Genomic DNA, 17063 nt, shown 5'->3' on the forward strand with positions numbered 1-17063 from the left:
TCAAAAATGTCTCAACCGATGGAATTATCTTTAGAACAAAGATTCAGCATTCGTTCCTTTGAAACACAAGTAGAAAAAATGAGTCGCGAACAAGCCCAGGAAGTGTGACCCGTTGGCTATAAACCAAGCCTAAAAAAAGGTTTGGGGGATTAGCCGCAAGGAAAATCCAACCGAAATCTGCTTGAAAGTAGGAACAGAACCTTGACAACTCGATAACCCATGAAGGTAAGGCAATGCCTTGGGCCGGTTTTCCGACAAAAGCGCAACTGCCGCCAAAATCCTTCCCTCCTAGTGTTGGGAGTGAAAGCATAACCCCTACGGTAGCGAATGGACATCAATCCGTAAAGCGGGGTTAAAAGTCGAGTTTATTGGTAGCCTAAACCAATAACACGGCGAGCAAGGGTGTATGGTTAGCGAAAGCAAAGACTTGTCGTAAAGCGTCGTTACTTGTAACTGTGAAACTAGGCAGGGGTGCGGAACGACTTCCGCACTGATACACAGGTGAACCAAAATGGTCATAGGTCATATAGACCCTATTGAGTTCTTGAACAATAGGCAACACAGTCTGACCTCGGCGAAAAAGAGTCAACCTAACCACCTAAATATGGGTATCGGGAACGGGATAACCCATTTACAAGCTCTTAGTAAAGGTCGAAAACTAAGTAGTCATCCAAGACGAAAAAACTGTGAAAACAGGCTGTAAATGGGCGAGATTGAGTCAGAAGCGAAGGCTTTACTGTAACGGTAAAGATAGGCCCACAGACTCACGGTAATGTGGAATGTAAAGGTACAAGTAGCAATGAATAAGTCTAAAACGAGTTTAAAGACTACGGTGGAATGGAAAGACATCAACTGGCGCACTCTTGAGCGTCGTGTCTTCAAGTTGCAAAAGCGCATTTACAAAGCAGCAGAACGTGGTGACAACAAAGCAGTACGCAGACTCCAAAAAACCCTAGCTAACTCTTGGTCAGCCAAAGCGCTAGCTACCCGAAAAGTGACACAAGACAACAAAGGCAAGAAAATAGCGGGAATAGATGGCATCAAATGGCTAAATTCCCCGCAAAAAATCCAACTTGCCCAAACCCTAAAGCTAAACGGGAAAGCCAAAGCCGCAAGACAAATAGAGATTCCGCAAGATGAAAGGAAGGAAAAACCGCCTTTCAAGATTCCCACCCTCGAAGACAGGGCAAAACAAGCCTTACTCCAACTGGCCCTAGAACCCGAATGGGAAGCCAAATTTGACGGGAACTCCTACGGAAAAAGACCCAAGAGAAGCTATCATGATGCAATAGAGGCAATATTTAGCGCGATCAAACAACAACCCAAATATGTCCTAGATGCTGACCTATCCCAGTGTTTTGACACCATCACCCCTGAGAAACTACTGGCAAAATTAAACAGCCTACCGAAATTCCGACGACAAATTAAAACTTGGCTAAAAAGTGGACTAATAGACAGTGCAAAATTCTTTGAATACCCTGAAGGCACTGCACAGAGCCGAGGCATCAGCCCGCTATTAGCCAATATAGTCCTTCATGCACTGGAAAATGACTTGAAGCGGAAATTTAGTCGTCAAAACCTCGGAATGGTCCCACAACTCCCCGATATGATCAGATATGCCGATGACTTCGTTATCTTACACCCTGACTTAAACACCGTCATCAAATGTAAGGAATTCATCGCACAATGGTTATCCGAGATGGGGCTGAACCTAAAACCCGAAAAGACAAACATAACTCATACCTTGAATAATCATCAAGGAAAAACAGGGTTTGACTTTCTCGGATTTAAGATCAAACAGTTCAAGGTCAGTAAAAACCTCTCCTCTCAAGGATTCAAAACCCTTATTACCCCTAGTCAAAAGGCACAAGAGCAGCATCTAAAGGCAATCCACAAGGTAATTTATGACCTGAGTAACGCCTCCCAAGAAAGCCTCATCCGTAAATTAAATCCCATCATCCAAGGATGGTGTCAATACTACTCCCCCCTATGTAGTACAGAAATATTGGCAAAAATCGACCATCTGATACAAATCAAACTGATGAGGTGGGGATTTAGAAAACATAACGGAAAAAGCAAAGCATGGGTCATTAACAAATACTGGAATACAGTAAATGGAGACAATTGGGTATTTTCGCAGCAAGAAAATGGAGCCATTACCGAGAAGCTAATGCGTCATCATCGGCAAGTCAAAGACAGCCATGTCAACCGGGTAGAAAGGAGTCAAATCAGTCATCAACTAAAGACAAGAAACCACGTAAGCTGTATTCATGACAAGAACCACGTTACTGAGGAGCGGAATGAGGTGAAAATCTCACGTTCCGTTCTGAAGACGAGTAGTTCTGGTGACAGAATTGCTTAGTGTAATTTTTTAGTCAAAATGTATGAACAAATGCTCATGCGAGAAAATATGTACAAAGAGTTTATTAAGCATCAATGGGGACTAGAGTCAGGTTCTTGGTCTCAGTCTCAGTAGTCTAACCAATAGAGATGGGACCTCCTTCTCTAGCTGGGTTCTCTTGAGAGAAAAAAGCTGGGGATGCAGGGGCCTCAAGAGGGTTAGAAGTCTAAGCATGGCCAAAAAAATAGGTATACTACAGGAGTCAAAATGGTGTGAAGCTTAAGGAATGATAGAAAAAACAGAATTAAGCCACAAAGTTAATCAATCGTGCCACACAAAAAAGCCAACAGAAGTATAAACGAGAAACCGAGTGAGAAAAAGCTCAAATCATGGTAGTGGTTATACTAGAGTCAATAGATCAATCACTCTTAAGTTATGTTTCAAAGTTGCTTAATTTGCACAGATTTTACCGACGGACTAGATCGTTTAGTTAATTTTGTTCCCGAATTAGCAAAAGGTGGTTTAAAAAAAATTATTTTTCTTCATAGTCTTCCCGTATGGGAACAAGAAAGACTCACGGGCGTTGACGAAACCCAAATAGCCCAAGCTAGAGAACGCCTTTCAGGTGCCTTGCAAAAAGTGCCCGAGGGAGTAGAGGTAAAAATCGAAGTTCTCTGTGGTCGTCCCACCGATACCATTCTGCGAGTCCTTAACCATGAGAAACTTGACGTGATCATAGCAGGAACCCCCATTCGTAGTGCATTAGAGGAAAAATTTTTCGGCAGTACCAGCATGGAGTTAACCAAACAAACCGCTTCTCCTTTAATGATTCTACGTCCGCAGTTGATTTCTACCTATACAGTTGAGGAACTGTCATTGCGCTGTCAACACCTGTGGCGTTATCTGTTAATTCCCTACAGTGATAGTGAAGCGGGTCAATATTTAATCAGCCAAATTAAAAAGTATGCCCAAAATCGTCCTGCCAATTCTCTACAAAAATGTATGTTATTGTCGATCATTGAAGACAAAGGACGGGAAAACATCATCACCACTCATCGCCTAGAACAAGCCCATCAGAAGCTAGAAGCCCTTAAAGAGGAGTTAGAGCAACTAGAGTTAGAAGTTAATATAGAAGTCAAGCAAGGTAATATTTTACGAGAAATCATCCATACAGCCGTAGAATTTGACATCAGTGCCATCGCTGTTGCCAAAAATCCCCGGAGTCCTATTATAGACTGGGCTGTCCCCAGTGTCGTCAATGAAGTGCTGCACGGTGTTTGGTTTCCTCTGTTGTTTTTCTCGCCCCATAAATAAAAATCAGCTTAGAGCAACAGAGGATCAACAAGATGCAGCTACAAATTCAAACATTACTAGCAATATTCTCTAATCCCGCTTCTAACTTAACTAAAATTTTCGGTTTTAGTTTATCTAGCTCCCGCTTTAACATTCGTTTGCTAATTTGGGGTTTGCCCACCCGGGCGCTTTGACCTTGAAGTGCCCAGTCTTTAAGCCGTTCACATTGATTAGGCGCGATAGAAGCAGTAATGGCCCGCTCGCATTTTTTCGGATCATCGAGAGCAAAAAATAAAATCCAATAATTGCCCAATTCTCCCAAAGCGCGGGCGAGTTGTTGCCCCTGAAGGGTTTTGAGGTCTAAATAACAAGGAAGCCAACGGGGCCCATTTTCGCGATGATAGAGAACAGTAATCCATAAAATCATCGGATGAGGAGTCGGAATGAAAAGAAACTGATTATAACGAATACTAGCAATGCTCGTGAGAATATCTGGCTTTTCCAACATCACCCACAAAGTAGCTAAGGCCCCGTCTTTGCAAGTCATAATGTGGGGAAAAACAATTTTCTGTTGGGGTTTATCTTTTGGCCATTGACTTTGGAGACAAACATCCTTAGCTGATAAAGTCACGGTACGCTCCCGCGCAGAGATATCCGGTTTCAAATCTCGTTGTCCATTAAAGGGGAGCATTTCGGTTTTTAGCTCTTTTTCCTCTTTAGGAGCAGGTTTAGCCGCCAGTTCAATTTGCTCTAGAGTTTGTAAAATTTCACCAATACTTTGAGGACGATCAAGGGGATTTTTTCCCATACACTTGCGAATGAGATTTTGTAATCCCACAGGAATTTTTAAACTGGGATTAAACGCTTGGGGTTCAGCGTAGTGATGCACTTCATACCAACCACCAAACGAGGAATTTTCTGGCAATAGCGGCATATCCCCGGTGAGCATTTCGTACATCATGATGCCCAAACTATAGATATCCGAGCTATTATCTAGCTCTTTACCTTCCATTTGTTCTGGAGAACAATAGGCCAGAGTTCCCATAAACGACTGAGTTTGATCCCCTCCAGACTGCACCAGTTTAGCAATCCCAAAATCGAGAATTTTTACTAACTCTCCTAAAGCAGAGTCCTGAGTCACCAGAATATTGCTAGGTTTAATATCTCGATGGATAATTGGGCAGAGTTCTCCTTGATATAAAATCCCTTTATGGGCGCACTCCATACCAAAGCAAATTTGACGAGCTAGATTGAGAAACCTAGACAAAGGTAGAGGATGAAATTTAATAATTTCACTCAAACTTTCTCCTTGTAGAAATTCCATAACATAAAAAGGAATTTCTTTTTCGTCCACTCCATAATCTCGTACTTTGACAATATGAATACTTTTTTCACCTAAAAGAGCAGAAATAGTGGCTTCTCGTTCGAATCTCTCTCTCATTTTTTTATTCAGCAAGGCTTGAGAGAGAAACTTGACCGCCACAGTCACTCCTCCCAGAAGTTTGTCTTCTGCTCGATAAACTTGTCCCATAGCACCGCTACCGATCAACTCAGTCAGTTGATAGCGGTTAGCCAGTAAACGACGATGTCTTGATTCGGCCGGCATAATTAAAGTGACTGTAAAAGATGTGAATAGGATTTTGGTTATAACAGATGGGTGGAAAGTTCGTTCTTTTCGAGTCCGACAAATAAATCCATACCGTGTGAACTTGTCACACACCGCACTCTGTCCGAAGAACCATTCAACTCACTCTAAAGATGCCCAATTTGGCCCTTAAATTAACAGTTGCTAGACAATTTTTCCATTAATGGTAGCTTCTAAACTTGAGCTTCTAAGATAGCCTCCATTGTACTGGTGAGATAGTGACCCGCGAGAATGCCGCTAGAGAGGTGATAAGTATGATGATTAACGCGGTAAAAAGTTTCAAATCCACTTCGTCTTTGGCGATCGCCTAATACCCAATAACGTTGGATAATCGTTTCTGGTCCAATCCACCCTTCTCCTTCTACTTGTCCTAATAAGCTTTGTTGTAAGACATAGGTATATTGTCGCTCTTCTTCATCGAGACGACCTCGATATTGATAAGAAATTTCCTCTCGTTCGCTCCCAGGAAACACTAATTTAGTCACCATAGTAAACCAACGATCATCGCTCCAGGCTACCAAAGTTCGTCCTTTAACTATAATCGGCTTTTGATTTCTTTCTAGCCATGTTCCCTCTATCTTCCAACGTCCAGCTTCTAGTAAAAAATTATGAGTCAAGATTTTTCTCCATCAAATGTTTGACCTATTCCGGGCCGATCAGCAGACGCTTGTTGTCCCGTACTTACGCATTAGGGATTCAGAGTTGGATTGAGCCTAGGATAAAAAGGTTAAAAGGGAGAAAAATCCTGTGCTACCCTGAACCCTAGCCAAAAGAAAGCTCTTTAACCTTTTTCTTTTGTCGCTGCAACGTCAGTATTGGTGTATCACATTTGAGGTTAGCTGACGGGAAGGTGAATATCCCCCAAAAGCATTGGTTTTCTTGCGCCAGTTACTTGAGGTAAATTACCCGGGAATGAGCAGCTAAAACGCCAATAAGCTAACACAGCAAAGGCGATTGCTTCTTTATAGTCCCCATTGATCCCCACTTCATCAGTGGTTAAAACTTTGGATTGATTGGCTAAATTTTCCTGTAGTCTCTTCTTCAAGTATAAATTACGACTCCCTCCACCACACAATAAAACTGCTTGAGGGATTTGCGGTAAAAACCTCTGATAAGCATCAACAATAGAGGCTACCGTTAATTCTACTAAAGTGGCGAGAAAATCTTGATGAGGCAGTTGAAGGGCTACTGCATCGGTCCAGCAGCGCTCGAGAAAATCCCGTCCAAACAGTTCTCGTCCGGTTGATTTCGGAGGAGCTTGATAAAAAAACTCGTGTTGTAGCCATTTATCTAATAATTCTGGCGAATGATTTCCTTGTGCCGCCCATTCTCCATTTTCATCAAAGGTTTTCTCACCATTGGTCAATTTTTGCACAGCTAAATCTAACAAAACATTGCCCGGTCCCGTATCCCAACCATAGATTTGAGCTTCCCAATTTTCATGGATTCTTGGAGGTAAATAAGTCACATTGCTGATCCCGCCGAGATTTTGGATGCAGCGATCGTCGGTAGGATGGGACAGCAGATAAGCATCCACTTTAGGGACAAGAGGAGCGCCCTGCCCACCAGCCGCGATGTCTGCTACCCGAAATTTATTCACCGTTGTGATGCCGGTTAACTCCGTTATTACTTCTCCTCGTCCCAGTTGTAGGCTATATCCTAATGAGGTTTTAGAAAATTCTCCCCTCGGAGGATTGGGCGGACGGTGAAATACCGTTTGACCATGAGAACCAATTAATTGTGCTTGGGGATGTCCCTGTTGTATTTTTTTAGCCGCCAAGGCAAATTGAGTGGCGATCGCATCATCTAACTGGGCCAGTTCTAGTATAGATAAACAAGCTCCCTCAGATACGGCGATGATTTTTTCTCGCAAGGCGGGAGGATAGGGATAAGTTGCTCCGGCTATTAATTCAACTTTTAAGTCTATGTCTTTTCCGGTGATATTTAGTAGGGCAGCATCAATGCCGTCAACGGATGTGCCGCTCATTAAACCGATACAATACATTGATGTTCAGATGTTTTATATTTTTATATTATTATACTCTTGAAGTTGAGTTGAATAAGTTATAATTAAGAGTTGTTCGCGCGACTCCGCAAAGGGGGTTAAGGGTGGGTGTTATAGGTTGTTGACAAGGCAGGTGAAGGGTTTTTGATTAAGTCACTGTTGAAATTGATGAGAAATCCGAGATATTTATGGGTTAGGTGAAGATAGGTAATAACTTGTTTTTTGTCAAGTGGTGCTACGGTTTCTCTTGATTTAAGTTCAAAAATAACTTTATTTTCTACCCTAAAATCAGCCGGTAAACCTTCCTTTAATTTTATTTCTTCATCAAGAATTTTTCAACTAAAATCACTTTCCCAAGCCGCCGTAAAAAAATCTCTTTCACACAACAAAGCATAGGAATAAGCCGACTTAATTTCCTCGGTCAATTCCCCATAACGATCACTTAATGCCTCAATTTCTTGGGCTAATTCCTCAAATAGGGGGCTACTATAGGTTTTGATCCAATTACTATAGAGATGAGTTGGGATACCCGCTTGAGCCAATTGTTGTCCTAAAAAGGCATATAGACGCATACAGGGACTCATGGCCACAGCTATCAACCCGACATCCCGACTCCAGGCAGTAGCGAGTAAAAAATCGATATAGCGGCGAGTTGCTGGTGCGGCTTGAATCTCTTGAAGGGTGACTCCCCACTGACGGGCATAGCTTTGGTGTAAGTGTAATTCTTCTAAAACACCATCTCCTAAGCGATGAAAATGACAAAATCCTTCCCAGTCAGGACTTTTTGCCGCAGCAATACTATAGGCACGGGCAAAGGCTTCTAAAAAAAAGGCATCTTGCCCTACATAAAAAGCGAATTTAGTGACGGGTAATGTTCCGTTTTTAATTCCTTGTACAAAGGGATGATTTAAACAATCCTGTACTAAAGCTTGGTTATCTTCCCATAACTGTTGAGTGATCATAATGTCTCAATAGCGTAAGAAAAATTGTAACAGTAAGCCGCCGACAGTTTGAAGTACCCTTTCTATGCCGGCTGTACTTCCACTGGGAGCATCGGTTTTTCGCTTGGCGATGGCTTCCATACCGGCAATAAAATTTTCAGCCGCTTGATAACCGGCAGGGTTTTGTTGTTCTTGAAAAAGTTCTGAGGCTGTTTTAGCATCTTGAGTCGCTTGGGCGCTGTTGCCGAAATGATATTGAACCATGCTACGAGCTAAATAGGCTTCGGCATATTTGGGGTTTAAGTCTAAGGCTTTATTGTAATATTGCAAAGCCGCGTTAAAGTTTCCTTGTTTATTTTCCATTAAGCCCCAACCATAAAACATTTCTGGGTTGCCGGCTGAGTCGGGAATGCCTACGGCTCCTTGCACATAAGCCTTATCTAAGCTTACCCCGGTTAAATCAGCATTGACAAAATAAACGTTTCTAAAATCTGTTCCGTTGACGCTTGCTCCTCTGAGGTTGGCTGCCGTTAAATTTGCGCCATTAAAAGAGGCTCCACTTAAATTTGCACCGGCTAAGTTGGCTCCGCTTAAGTTCGCTTGAGATAGGTTGGCTCCGCTTAAGTTGGCTCCTCTTAAGTCTGCCCCGGCTAGGTTGGCTAATACTAACCCGGAGCCGCTTAAATCACACTGCTGACATTGTTTTGTGGCTAGAAACTGGCGTAATTGTTCGATATTTTCGGCTCTAGCGGGTATCATTAGGCTTATGCAGGTTAATATTGCTGTAATCGTGGTTAGAGTTGTTTTCATCGTCTCTTAGGGAATTTTAGTTTTAATCATAACTGAGAACCCTTGAGAGTTCGGTAAATGTTAACTACAATACAAGATGGTTTTGATTGGCTAGTTTAGCCGTTCACTGCTGAAGAGAGTAACACCCGCTCGGTTTTTTGTTTCTCAGATCAAGGCGACGAGTCACAGAGATTATTTGTTCCGCACGCTCAGACTATTAGGATTATTCCGCACGCTTATGCCTACTTTACATGGGAGTTGGATTAGACATTCTGCCAAAGGTTATTTCTTTATTTGGGGGGAGACTTGGCGGCCATCCTTACCGGCTTCTTCTATTTCTCCTCATCCCTTTAATTTAAATCAAACTGAGTTGCCGTCTTTTTTAGAAAGTCAACAGCTTGGAGTGGCTGAAAAATTCGCCGAAAAATGGACGAGTTTAGTGATGGCTTTACCTAGTGTTGCTAAAGGGAAAAGTAAAACTTTTTTACCTCTTTTATCTGAGCAAAAAGTTGATGATGATAGTCAAAAAAAATCTCTCAGTTTGCAACTTTGGCAAGTAGAAGGGATTGCTTTACCTCCTAGAGTGGCTCTAAATTTTTTTAAAAAATTACCTCTAAATGTTCTTGATATCGAGGAGTCTTTTTTCGGAAAAGACCTAATTTTTTGGCTTCATATTTATCGCTGGAGTTTAGATTTGTTAGGTCGAGGAAAATTTTTACCGGGTCTGTTTGACTCGTTTGAACAACCGATTAGTTGTTGGTACCCTTTGTTAGATAGTGCGATTGATCAAGCTCGTTTTGCTAAGTTTACTCAAACGATGCCGACGGTTTGTCGGGCTTATTTGCAGGAGGGAGAAGATTTTTCAAGAGAAGCTGAGGGCGAGGGGGTTGCTGATTCCCAGGCTTTGTTGCTTGAGGTGTTAAGGATTTTAGTAGATACTCAATTACGGAGTTGGATTGATAATGTTCCTAATATTCCTAAAAGTTTAATAGTTCAGCCTTGGTTACAATCCTTAGTTCATTATTCTCCTTCTTTTGAATTTGACTCTAAGAATGTTACTCGTGTCCAAACAGCGCTCTACAATTGGACATTACCCATTCAAGACTATTTAGTTACTCCTACTAATAACCAATTAGGACAAAATCAGTATAGAGTTTGTTTAGTGCTACAACCGCCAACGGATGAACAAATTCAGGTGGGTGAGGTGGACTGGAAATTAACTTATCATTTACAAGCGTTAGATGATGATCATTTTTTAGTCAAGGCTGAAACGATTTGGCAGCATCCGGTTGAGCGTTTAATGGTGCAAAAAAGAGCCATTGAAAAGCCGCAGGAAACTTTACTCAAAGGATTAGGTTTAGCCTCTCGTCTTTATGAACCGATTAGCCAGAGTTTACAAGAAAGTAAACCTATTGCTTGTCTACTTAATCCCATAGAAGTTTATCAATTTATTAAAACCTCTGTTGCTGAATTACAAAATAACGGGTTAGGTGTTATTTTACCCCCGGGTTTAGTGTCAGGCGATGAAAAACGTTTAGGAATTAAAGTGGAAGCCGCCGTCAATTCCAAACCCGGCGAACGTCTCAATTTAGCAAGTCTCCTGAGTTATAACTTAAAAATTGCTATAGGCAATCAAACGATTTCTCAAAAAGATTTTGATAAATTATTAGCTCAAAAGTCGCCGATAGTAGAAATTAATGGGCAATGGATCGCCCTTCAACCGGCAGATGTTCGCGCGGCTCAATCGGTTTTGGAGCAATCGAATGAGCAAATTAATTTAACGGTTGAAGATGCTTTACGTCTGAGTACCGGAGAGACAAAAAGTCTGGCTAAATTACCGGTGGTCAATTTTGAAGCTTCGGGAATTCTCGAAGAATTTATTAATAATATTACCAATAATCAAAGTATCCAACCGCTAGACACTCCCAAAAGTTTCCGAGGTGAATTACGTCCTTATCAAAATCGCGGAGCCGGCTGGTTAAGTTTCCTAGAAAAGTGGGGCTTAGGTGCTTGTTTAGCGGATGATATGGGATTGGGAAAAACCCCTCAGTTTTTGGCTTTTATTCTCTATCTTAAACAAGAATATGGCTTAGTCAATCCCACTTTAGTGATTTGTCCGACTTCTGTGGTGAATAACTGGGAAAGAGAGGTGCAAAAATTTGCTCCCACTCTATCTGTTTTGGTGCATCATGGCCATGAGAGAAAAAAAGGTAAAGCCTTTAAAAGACAAGTAGAAAATAAGGATTTAGTCATTACCAGTTATTCTTTGGTTTATCGAGATGCGGCAACTTTAGAGGAAATTCAATGGCAAGGGGTGGTTTTAGATGAGGCCCAAAATATTAAAAATGCTCAGGCTAAACAGTCTCAAGCTGTCCGAAAATTAAATGCAGGTTTTCGTATGGCTTTAACCGGGACTCCGGTAGAAAATAGATTGTCTGAATTATGGTCTATTTTGGATTTTCTCAATCCTGGGTTTTTGGGAAATCAGCAATTTTTTCAAAAGCGGTTTGCTATTCCTATAGAAAAGTATGGGGATAAAGAATCTTTGACCATTTTGCGCTCTTTGGTGCGTCCTTTTATCCTGCGGAGATTGAAAACGGATAAGGATATTATTCAAGATTTACCCGAAAAACAGGAAATGAATGTCTATTGTGGGTTGTCTGTTGAACAAGCTGATCTCTATCAAAAATTAGTGGATGAGTCTCTGAGTAATATTGAAGCAGCAACCGGTATTCAACGGCGAGGATTAATTCTCAGTTTACTGTTGAAACTTAAACAAGTTTGTAACCATCCCGCCCAGTATTTAAAAGAAAGCCGCTTAAACTCCGGGGAAAAATCGGGTAAACTCCTGCGTTTAGAGGAAATGTTAGAAGAGTTAGTGGAAGAAGGAGATCGCGCTCTCATTTTTACCCAATTTGCTGAGTGGGGTAAACTATTACAACCCTATCTGACTCAAAAATTAGGTCGAGAGGTACTGTTTTTATACGGGGCAACGCCACGACAACAACGACAAGAAATGATTGATCGTTTTCAAAATGATCCCGCCGGACCGCCGATTTTTATTCTCTCTCTCAAAGCGGGAGGAACCGGACTCAATTTAACCCGTGCTAATCATGTTTTTCATATTGATCGCTGGTGGAACCCGGCAGTCGAAAATCAAGCCACTGATAGAGCGTTTCGCATTGGACAAAAGCAGAATGTCCAGGTGCATAAGTTTATTTGTACCGGCACATTAGAAGAAAAAATTAATGACATGATCGAAAGCAAAAAACAACTTGCAGAACAGACAGTAGATGCCGGGGAAAATTGGTTAACTGAATTAGATACTGATCAATTACGTACCTTGCTTTTACTAGATCGCCATGCTGTTATAGATGAATAGCAATAGTTGTTCGTTAATTGTATCTATGGTAGAGGCCCGAGTCATACTAATATTATCAGGTAATTTTGCTTGATAAATAATTGCAATAAATCTTATCTTCAGGAAAACTTATGTCATTCAGAAGTTATTTAAACGCTTTAAAGTAGGAGTTTTAAGGACTTTTGGGACATAATAGAAAGAAGCAAAAAAGCAAAGATTAATAAAAGCATCCGAGAGGCCCTGATTATGGAAATGAGTGGATTACAATTATTTTTAATTATTCTGTTCAATGCGGCTGTTTGTGTTCTCTTACCCAGATTGATCACCTTGAACTGGTCACAAATGCTTACTCAACTCAATTCTCAACAAAAAAATAAGCAACAAAGTATTACTGTTCAATAGGATTAAAATTATTCAATTAGCTCCGATTTGAGAACCGCCTCTACAAGTTCTTGATCCTCCTAATTTCACAGCACAAATCTTCTTGGGTTGAGGAGTTTATATCCCTCAACCTTATTTGCTATGTACCACCGTCAAGTTACTTGCCACACTCTCGGCACCGGCTTTGAGGATTTTGTGACTGGCGGGTTATTTCCTCCGCGCTGCCCTAGGCAACTCGTGGCGCGAAGAGGTACAAAGTTGTCCTGTTTAAAAAACTATTAATTTTTTAAGTTAGCTGAGAACAGATCAAATATAATTTTTATCTTAAGAGTTAATGAGAATAAGCCTTTAGCTACTGACGGTTCAATCATAAAGATTTAAAAAGTTTTTCAATAATTTTGTTTATTTTAAGTTGCAGTAAACCAAAAAAGAATTATTATTGAATTAAACTCGAGTCATGGGCTAGACTCAGACCCTCATAGAACTGGAGCAATTTTTGATAATTATTGAGCAAATGAAATCCGCTTAGGATTCCTGTAACATAACAGTTCTAAATATTTCTAAACAGAAAAGCAAAAGTATTAAGATTTGATGACTCTTTCATCAGCTAAATTAAGGGAGTTTAACATGGAGACAACCAACATAAATAGTGAGACGATCGCCGCAATAAAAACTGAACGAGTCAATGGCGCTTATGCTTTATTAGACAGTTTGAAACGTCACGGAGTGAAACATATTTTCGGCTATCCAGGAGGCGCAACTCTGCCAATTTATGATGAAATTTACAAAGCCGAACAAAGAGGAGATATCCAACATATACTTGTCCGACATGAACAAGGAGCGGCTCATGCTGCCGATGGTTACGCCAGAGCAACCGGTAAAGTGGGGGTTTGTTTAGCCACCTCTGGGCCAGGAGCAACCAATATAGTAACGGGTTTAGCCACTGCTCACATGGATTCTGTACCAATTATAGTGATTACTGGGCAAGTTCCTCGCTCTTTATTAGGCACCGATGGATTTCAAGAAGTGGATATTTTTGGGATTACTCTACCCATTGTTAAACATTCCTATATCATCTCAAAAGCGAGTGAAATTCCGCGAGTAATTGCTGAAGCGTTTCATATAGCCAGTAGCGGCAGACCGGGGCCTGTATTAATTGATATTCCCAAAGATGTAGGCGCAGAAATATTTGATTATATTCCCATAGAACCCGGAAGCATCAAATTAATCGGATATCGTCCCACCGTCAAAGGAAACCCGCGTCAACTCAAAAGAGCCATAGAATTAATTCAGAAAGCTGAACGCCCTTTACTGTATGTTGGTGGCGGTGCAATTATTGCTAATGCTCATGTCGAGATCGAAAAACTGGCAAAAACCTATAACATTCCTGTCACCACGACGTTAATGGGTAAAGGCATCTTTGATGAGTCTGATCCTTTAGCCTTGGGAATGCTCGGAATGCACGGAACGGCTTATTCTAATTATGCGGTTAGTGAGTGTGATTTATTAATTGCCGTTGGGGTTCGTTTTGATGATCGTGTGGCCGGTAAACGTCAAGAATTTGCCCAACAAGCAAACGTCATTCACATCGATATTGACCCGGCTGAAATGGGCAAAAATCGTCAACCTGATGTGCCCATTGTGGGAGATGTACTACAGGTGCTACAAGACCTCTGGGAAATAATGCAACAACAGGAAGTCAACATTCCCCACTCACAGACTCAACTCTGGTTTGAACATCTGCAACAATTAAAACAAACTTATCCATTAGTTCCCTCCTATCCCGCTAATAGCATTTCTCCTCAAGAAGTGATCGTCGAAGTGGCCCGCCAATGTCCTCATGCTTATTACACGACAGATGTGGGACAACACCAAATGTGGGCGGCTCAGTTTCTCAAAAATCTTCCTCGTCATTGGATGACAAGCGGCGGTTTAGGCACAATGGGTTATGGTGTGCCGGCGGCAGTGGGGGTTAAAGTGGCCTTTGCCGATGAACCGGTCATTTGTATTAGCGGCGATGGCAGTTTTCAGATGAATATGCAGGAATTGGGAACCATCGCTCAGTATGGTTTAGGGGTAAAAATTGTCATTCTCAATAATGGTTGGTTAGGAATGGTGCGTCAATGGCAACATTTGTTTTATAACGACCGCTATGAAGCCACGAATTTGCAATCCGGCTCGCCGGCTTTTTGTAAATTGGCAGATGTTTATGGGATTAAGGGTATTTTAGTGCAAAAACGAGAAGAACTTACCCCTGCTATTGCTGAAATGTTGGCTCATCCCGGGGCGGTTATTTTAGAGGTGAGAGTTGAAAGTCATGAAGATTGTTATCCGATGATTGCTCCGGGCCAAGGGAATACTCAAATGATGGGCGTGGTGCCTAATTATGTTGATAAGTCTCGTGCTACCTCTATTATCTGTCGTAGCTGTGGGACTGAAAATCTGCCCCATCATAAATGTTGTTGTGAATGCGGCACTAAACTTTAGGTTTAATCTGTTTTATTACTAATAAAAATTTAGCCCGCGCAGGCGGGCTTCGTTCGTGTAGCTGCACATGAGCAAGGTGTCAGTTTCAAACCCAAATCAAACAGGTTTAAATGATTAACCCATTCTCATGACAGCGCTACGCATGAAGTTAATTCTTTCTTCAAAATTGACTTGTTTAATGGCTTCTACGAATTCGTTGGTATTATCGGGCAATTCGTAGTCAGAAGGAACTTGAATAATGGTGCCTTGTTCCATTCCCTGACCTAATAACAGCCAGACTTCTATTCTTGCACCAATGTCTAGCGCTTGATAAGTACGACCTATGTCGCCTGCACCGGTAATCATGTCTCGTTGAGCTTGTAATTGTTCTTCTTTTGGTAAAGCCGCCACTTGATCAAAAACGGTTTTTCCCATTACTTCTACGGAATTGGGAGGAGCGGGATCTAATTGATCTTTTATGTCTAAATAACCGTACCAAAGCAGGGCAAGTTGAGTGTCTGTATCAAAAGTAAAGAAGAGTTCTAAAGCTTTTTCTGTGGTTGGATTTTTTGTGTATGTTTGTGTGTTTGTCATGAGAATCTTTTCGTGAATGCTACAAAAAAAAGAGTTTTTTATGCCTCTGTTACGAAATGTTAACAATTAGACTTGGGTGAAAAATCTGATAAAAGTTAGAAAAGGGTTTTATGGCTAAAGACTGATGTAAAACTTTTATTGTTAATCCATCACTTTTTAGCACTTTAGAGAGAAGCTTTTTAGCGGTATTTATGCAATAAAATCCGCTTTTCTTACTCATTTTTTAGGGCAAACACAGCTATATTAAGGCTATACGAGCCGAGCAATATTTGGTCAACCTCAGTTTGTCAGTCCACTACGTTTTTGTATTTTTTTATTAATTTTCCTATAGGAGTTGCTTCAACTTTGATAATGGTTCCATCAGACAATTGTAAGGGAATAATTTTGGTTTTGTCTGTCATGTGATTGCCACTCCAATACTTAAAAGATGGGCAATGCACACCCTAGAAAATTTTACCATTTAATCCTTGTAGAACAGCCAAACCTATATGACTGCTTGCGTGAGCGATCATGGCTACTTCTAGACTTCGCTTCCAGTATAGCCAGCCAAATATTACACCCCCGATCGCATTTAACACCACTGTCCGAAAAATAATTGGTAGCGTTAAAGGTAATTGTACGCTTAAAGCGGGTAAGTGCCCTAAACCGAATACGATAGAAGAAATAGCGATCGCTAATCCCATCACCCAACTGTTAGGCGTATCTTTACCCCCTGTTAGTCGCCATAACCCCCAAGCAAGGAGAGTCATCAAACCCCACCGTAATAATAATTCTTCCGTTAACCCTCCATAAAACACACCAAGCAAAATTTTACTTAAATCAAATTTTGTTAGATTTTCTAATTGATTTAATTCAGTAATATAGAGGCGAAAAACAGTTTCTAGTAACTTAATGATTAAGGCGACTATTATTCCTCCCCAAAAACCTAGCACTAAATCATTCTTTAATTTAACCTCTTCAATTGTATTAGAAAAAAACTCAACTATGTAAGAACGTAAGCCTATTTTTTGGCTCAGTAATAGACCAATGACAACTGAAATAGCCAGTAAAATTGAGGGAACTATTAAAGACATTAACGCTAAAATAAAAACGGGTGTTTCGGAAGCGTCCGGATTAGTAGCTAGAAATTGCTCAATCTGAGGAACAGCTATCAACAGTAAAGATAATATGCCGATCAAACCTGTACAGTAGAGTCCTAGTAATGATTCCCAAAAGTTGATTCGATTGGTAATAATAGACATTTATGG

Annotated in this window: 14 protein-coding genes and 2 pseudogenes; 8 read left to right on the forward strand and 8 right to left on the reverse strand. The window is 41.0% G+C overall.

Annotated elements, in window-relative coordinates:
• Nucleotides 1–6: 6 nt before the first annotated feature.
• The 5 genes and pseudogenes from CYAN7822_RS00105 to CYAN7822_RS00115 form a co-directional block, all read left to right on the forward strand.
• A pseudogene (locus CYAN7822_RS00105) lies at nucleotides 7–102 on the forward strand (NblA/ycf18 family protein); the annotation flags it as partial.
• A 131-nt stretch (nucleotides 103–233) separates the two neighbouring features.
• Nucleotides 234–356 (forward strand): hypothetical protein, encoded by a 123-nt coding sequence (locus CYAN7822_RS40070; RefSeq protein WP_280989336.1) that lies wholly within the window; start codon nucleotides 234–236, stop codon nucleotides 354–356.
• Between the two features lie 443 nt (nucleotides 357–799).
• The gene (locus CYAN7822_RS00110) at nucleotides 800–2362 is read left to right on the forward strand and encodes a reverse transcriptase N-terminal domain-containing protein (protein ID WP_162052113.1); all 1563 of its coding nucleotides are present in this window, start codon (nucleotides 800–802) and stop codon (nucleotides 2360–2362) included.
• Nucleotides 2363–2365: 3 nt separating this feature from the next.
• Nucleotides 2366–2476, forward strand: a pseudogene (locus CYAN7822_RS35420) (NblA/ycf18 family protein); the annotation flags it as partial.
• A gap of 300 nt (nucleotides 2477–2776) precedes the next feature.
• Entirely contained in the window at nucleotides 2777–3655 is an 879-nt protein-coding gene (locus tag CYAN7822_RS00115) for a universal stress protein (RefSeq protein WP_013320186.1), read from the forward strand.
• A gap of 46 nt (nucleotides 3656–3701) precedes the next feature.
• On the opposite strand, the gene CYAN7822_RS00120 is transcribed toward CYAN7822_RS00115, so the two are convergent.
• The 6 genes from CYAN7822_RS00120 to CYAN7822_RS00140 all read right to left on the reverse strand — a co-directional run bounded on the left by CYAN7822_RS00120 (nucleotide 3702) and on the right by CYAN7822_RS00140 (nucleotide 9035).
• On the reverse strand, nucleotides 3702–5240 hold the full coding sequence (locus tag CYAN7822_RS00120; protein ID WP_013320187.1) for a serine/threonine protein kinase: 1539 nt from the start codon (nucleotides 5238–5240) through the stop codon (nucleotides 3702–3704).
• A 212-nt stretch (nucleotides 5241–5452) separates the two neighbouring features.
• A complete protein-coding gene (locus tag CYAN7822_RS00125) occupies nucleotides 5453–5896 on the reverse strand; it encodes a hypothetical protein (RefSeq protein ID WP_013320188.1) in 444 nt (147 codons plus the stop codon).
• A gap of 218 nt (nucleotides 5897–6114) precedes the next feature.
• A complete protein-coding gene (locus CYAN7822_RS00130) occupies nucleotides 6115–7284 on the reverse strand; it encodes an anhydro-N-acetylmuramic acid kinase (protein WP_013320189.1) in 1170 nt (389 codons plus the stop codon).
• Nucleotides 7285–7382: 98 nt separating this feature from the next.
• Nucleotides 7383–7616 (reverse strand): GxxExxY protein, encoded by a 234-nt coding sequence (locus CYAN7822_RS40440; protein WP_083786912.1) that lies wholly within the window; start codon nucleotides 7614–7616, stop codon nucleotides 7383–7385.
• Nucleotides 7617–7619: 3 nt separating this feature from the next.
• Nucleotides 7620–8246, reverse strand: coding sequence for a TenA family protein (locus CYAN7822_RS00135; RefSeq protein WP_013320190.1), 627 nt, complete (start codon nucleotides 8244–8246; stop codon nucleotides 7620–7622).
• A gap of 6 nt (nucleotides 8247–8252) precedes the next feature.
• The gene (locus CYAN7822_RS00140; protein ID WP_013320191.1) at nucleotides 8253–9035 is read right to left on the reverse strand and encodes a pentapeptide repeat-containing protein; all 783 of its coding nucleotides are present in this window, start codon (nucleotides 9033–9035) and stop codon (nucleotides 8253–8255) included.
• Between the two features lie 217 nt (nucleotides 9036–9252).
• Between CYAN7822_RS00140 and CYAN7822_RS00145 the strand changes: the two genes are divergently transcribed.
• The 3 genes from CYAN7822_RS00145 to ilvB all read left to right on the forward strand — a co-directional run bounded on the left by CYAN7822_RS00145 (nucleotide 9253) and on the right by ilvB (nucleotide 15243).
• Nucleotides 9253–12396, forward strand: coding sequence for a DEAD/DEAH box helicase (locus CYAN7822_RS00145; protein WP_013320192.1), 3144 nt, complete (start codon nucleotides 9253–9255; stop codon nucleotides 12394–12396).
• Nucleotides 12397–12621: 225 nt separating this feature from the next.
• Complete coding sequence (locus CYAN7822_RS38485) at nucleotides 12622–12777, forward strand: hypothetical protein (protein ID WP_013320193.1); 156 nt, start codon at nucleotides 12622–12624, stop codon at nucleotides 12775–12777.
• A 606-nt stretch (nucleotides 12778–13383) separates the two neighbouring features.
• Nucleotides 13384–15243 carry a biosynthetic-type acetolactate synthase large subunit gene (ilvB, locus tag CYAN7822_RS00150; protein WP_013320194.1) on the forward strand — a complete coding sequence of 620 codons (1860 nt, stop codon included), beginning with the start codon at nucleotides 13384–13386 and terminating at the stop codon, nucleotides 15241–15243.
• Between the two features lie 114 nt (nucleotides 15244–15357).
• Here ilvB and CYAN7822_RS00155 read toward each other — a convergent pair whose 3' ends face one another.
• Both CYAN7822_RS00155 and CYAN7822_RS00160 read right to left on the reverse strand, forming a co-directional pair.
• Entirely contained in the window at nucleotides 15358–15816 is a 459-nt protein-coding gene (locus CYAN7822_RS00155) for an orange carotenoid protein N-terminal domain-containing protein (RefSeq protein ID WP_013320195.1), read from the reverse strand.
• A 443-nt stretch (nucleotides 15817–16259) separates the two neighbouring features.
• A complete protein-coding gene (locus tag CYAN7822_RS00160) occupies nucleotides 16260–17057 on the reverse strand; it encodes a CPBP family intramembrane glutamic endopeptidase (protein ID WP_013320197.1) in 798 nt (265 codons plus the stop codon).
• Nucleotides 17058–17063: the final 6 nt, after the last annotated feature.

Source organism: Gloeothece verrucosa PCC 7822, from assembly GCF_000147335.1.
Taxonomy (GTDB): domain Bacteria; phylum Cyanobacteriota; class Cyanobacteriia; order Cyanobacteriales; family Microcystaceae; genus Gloeothece; species Gloeothece verrucosa.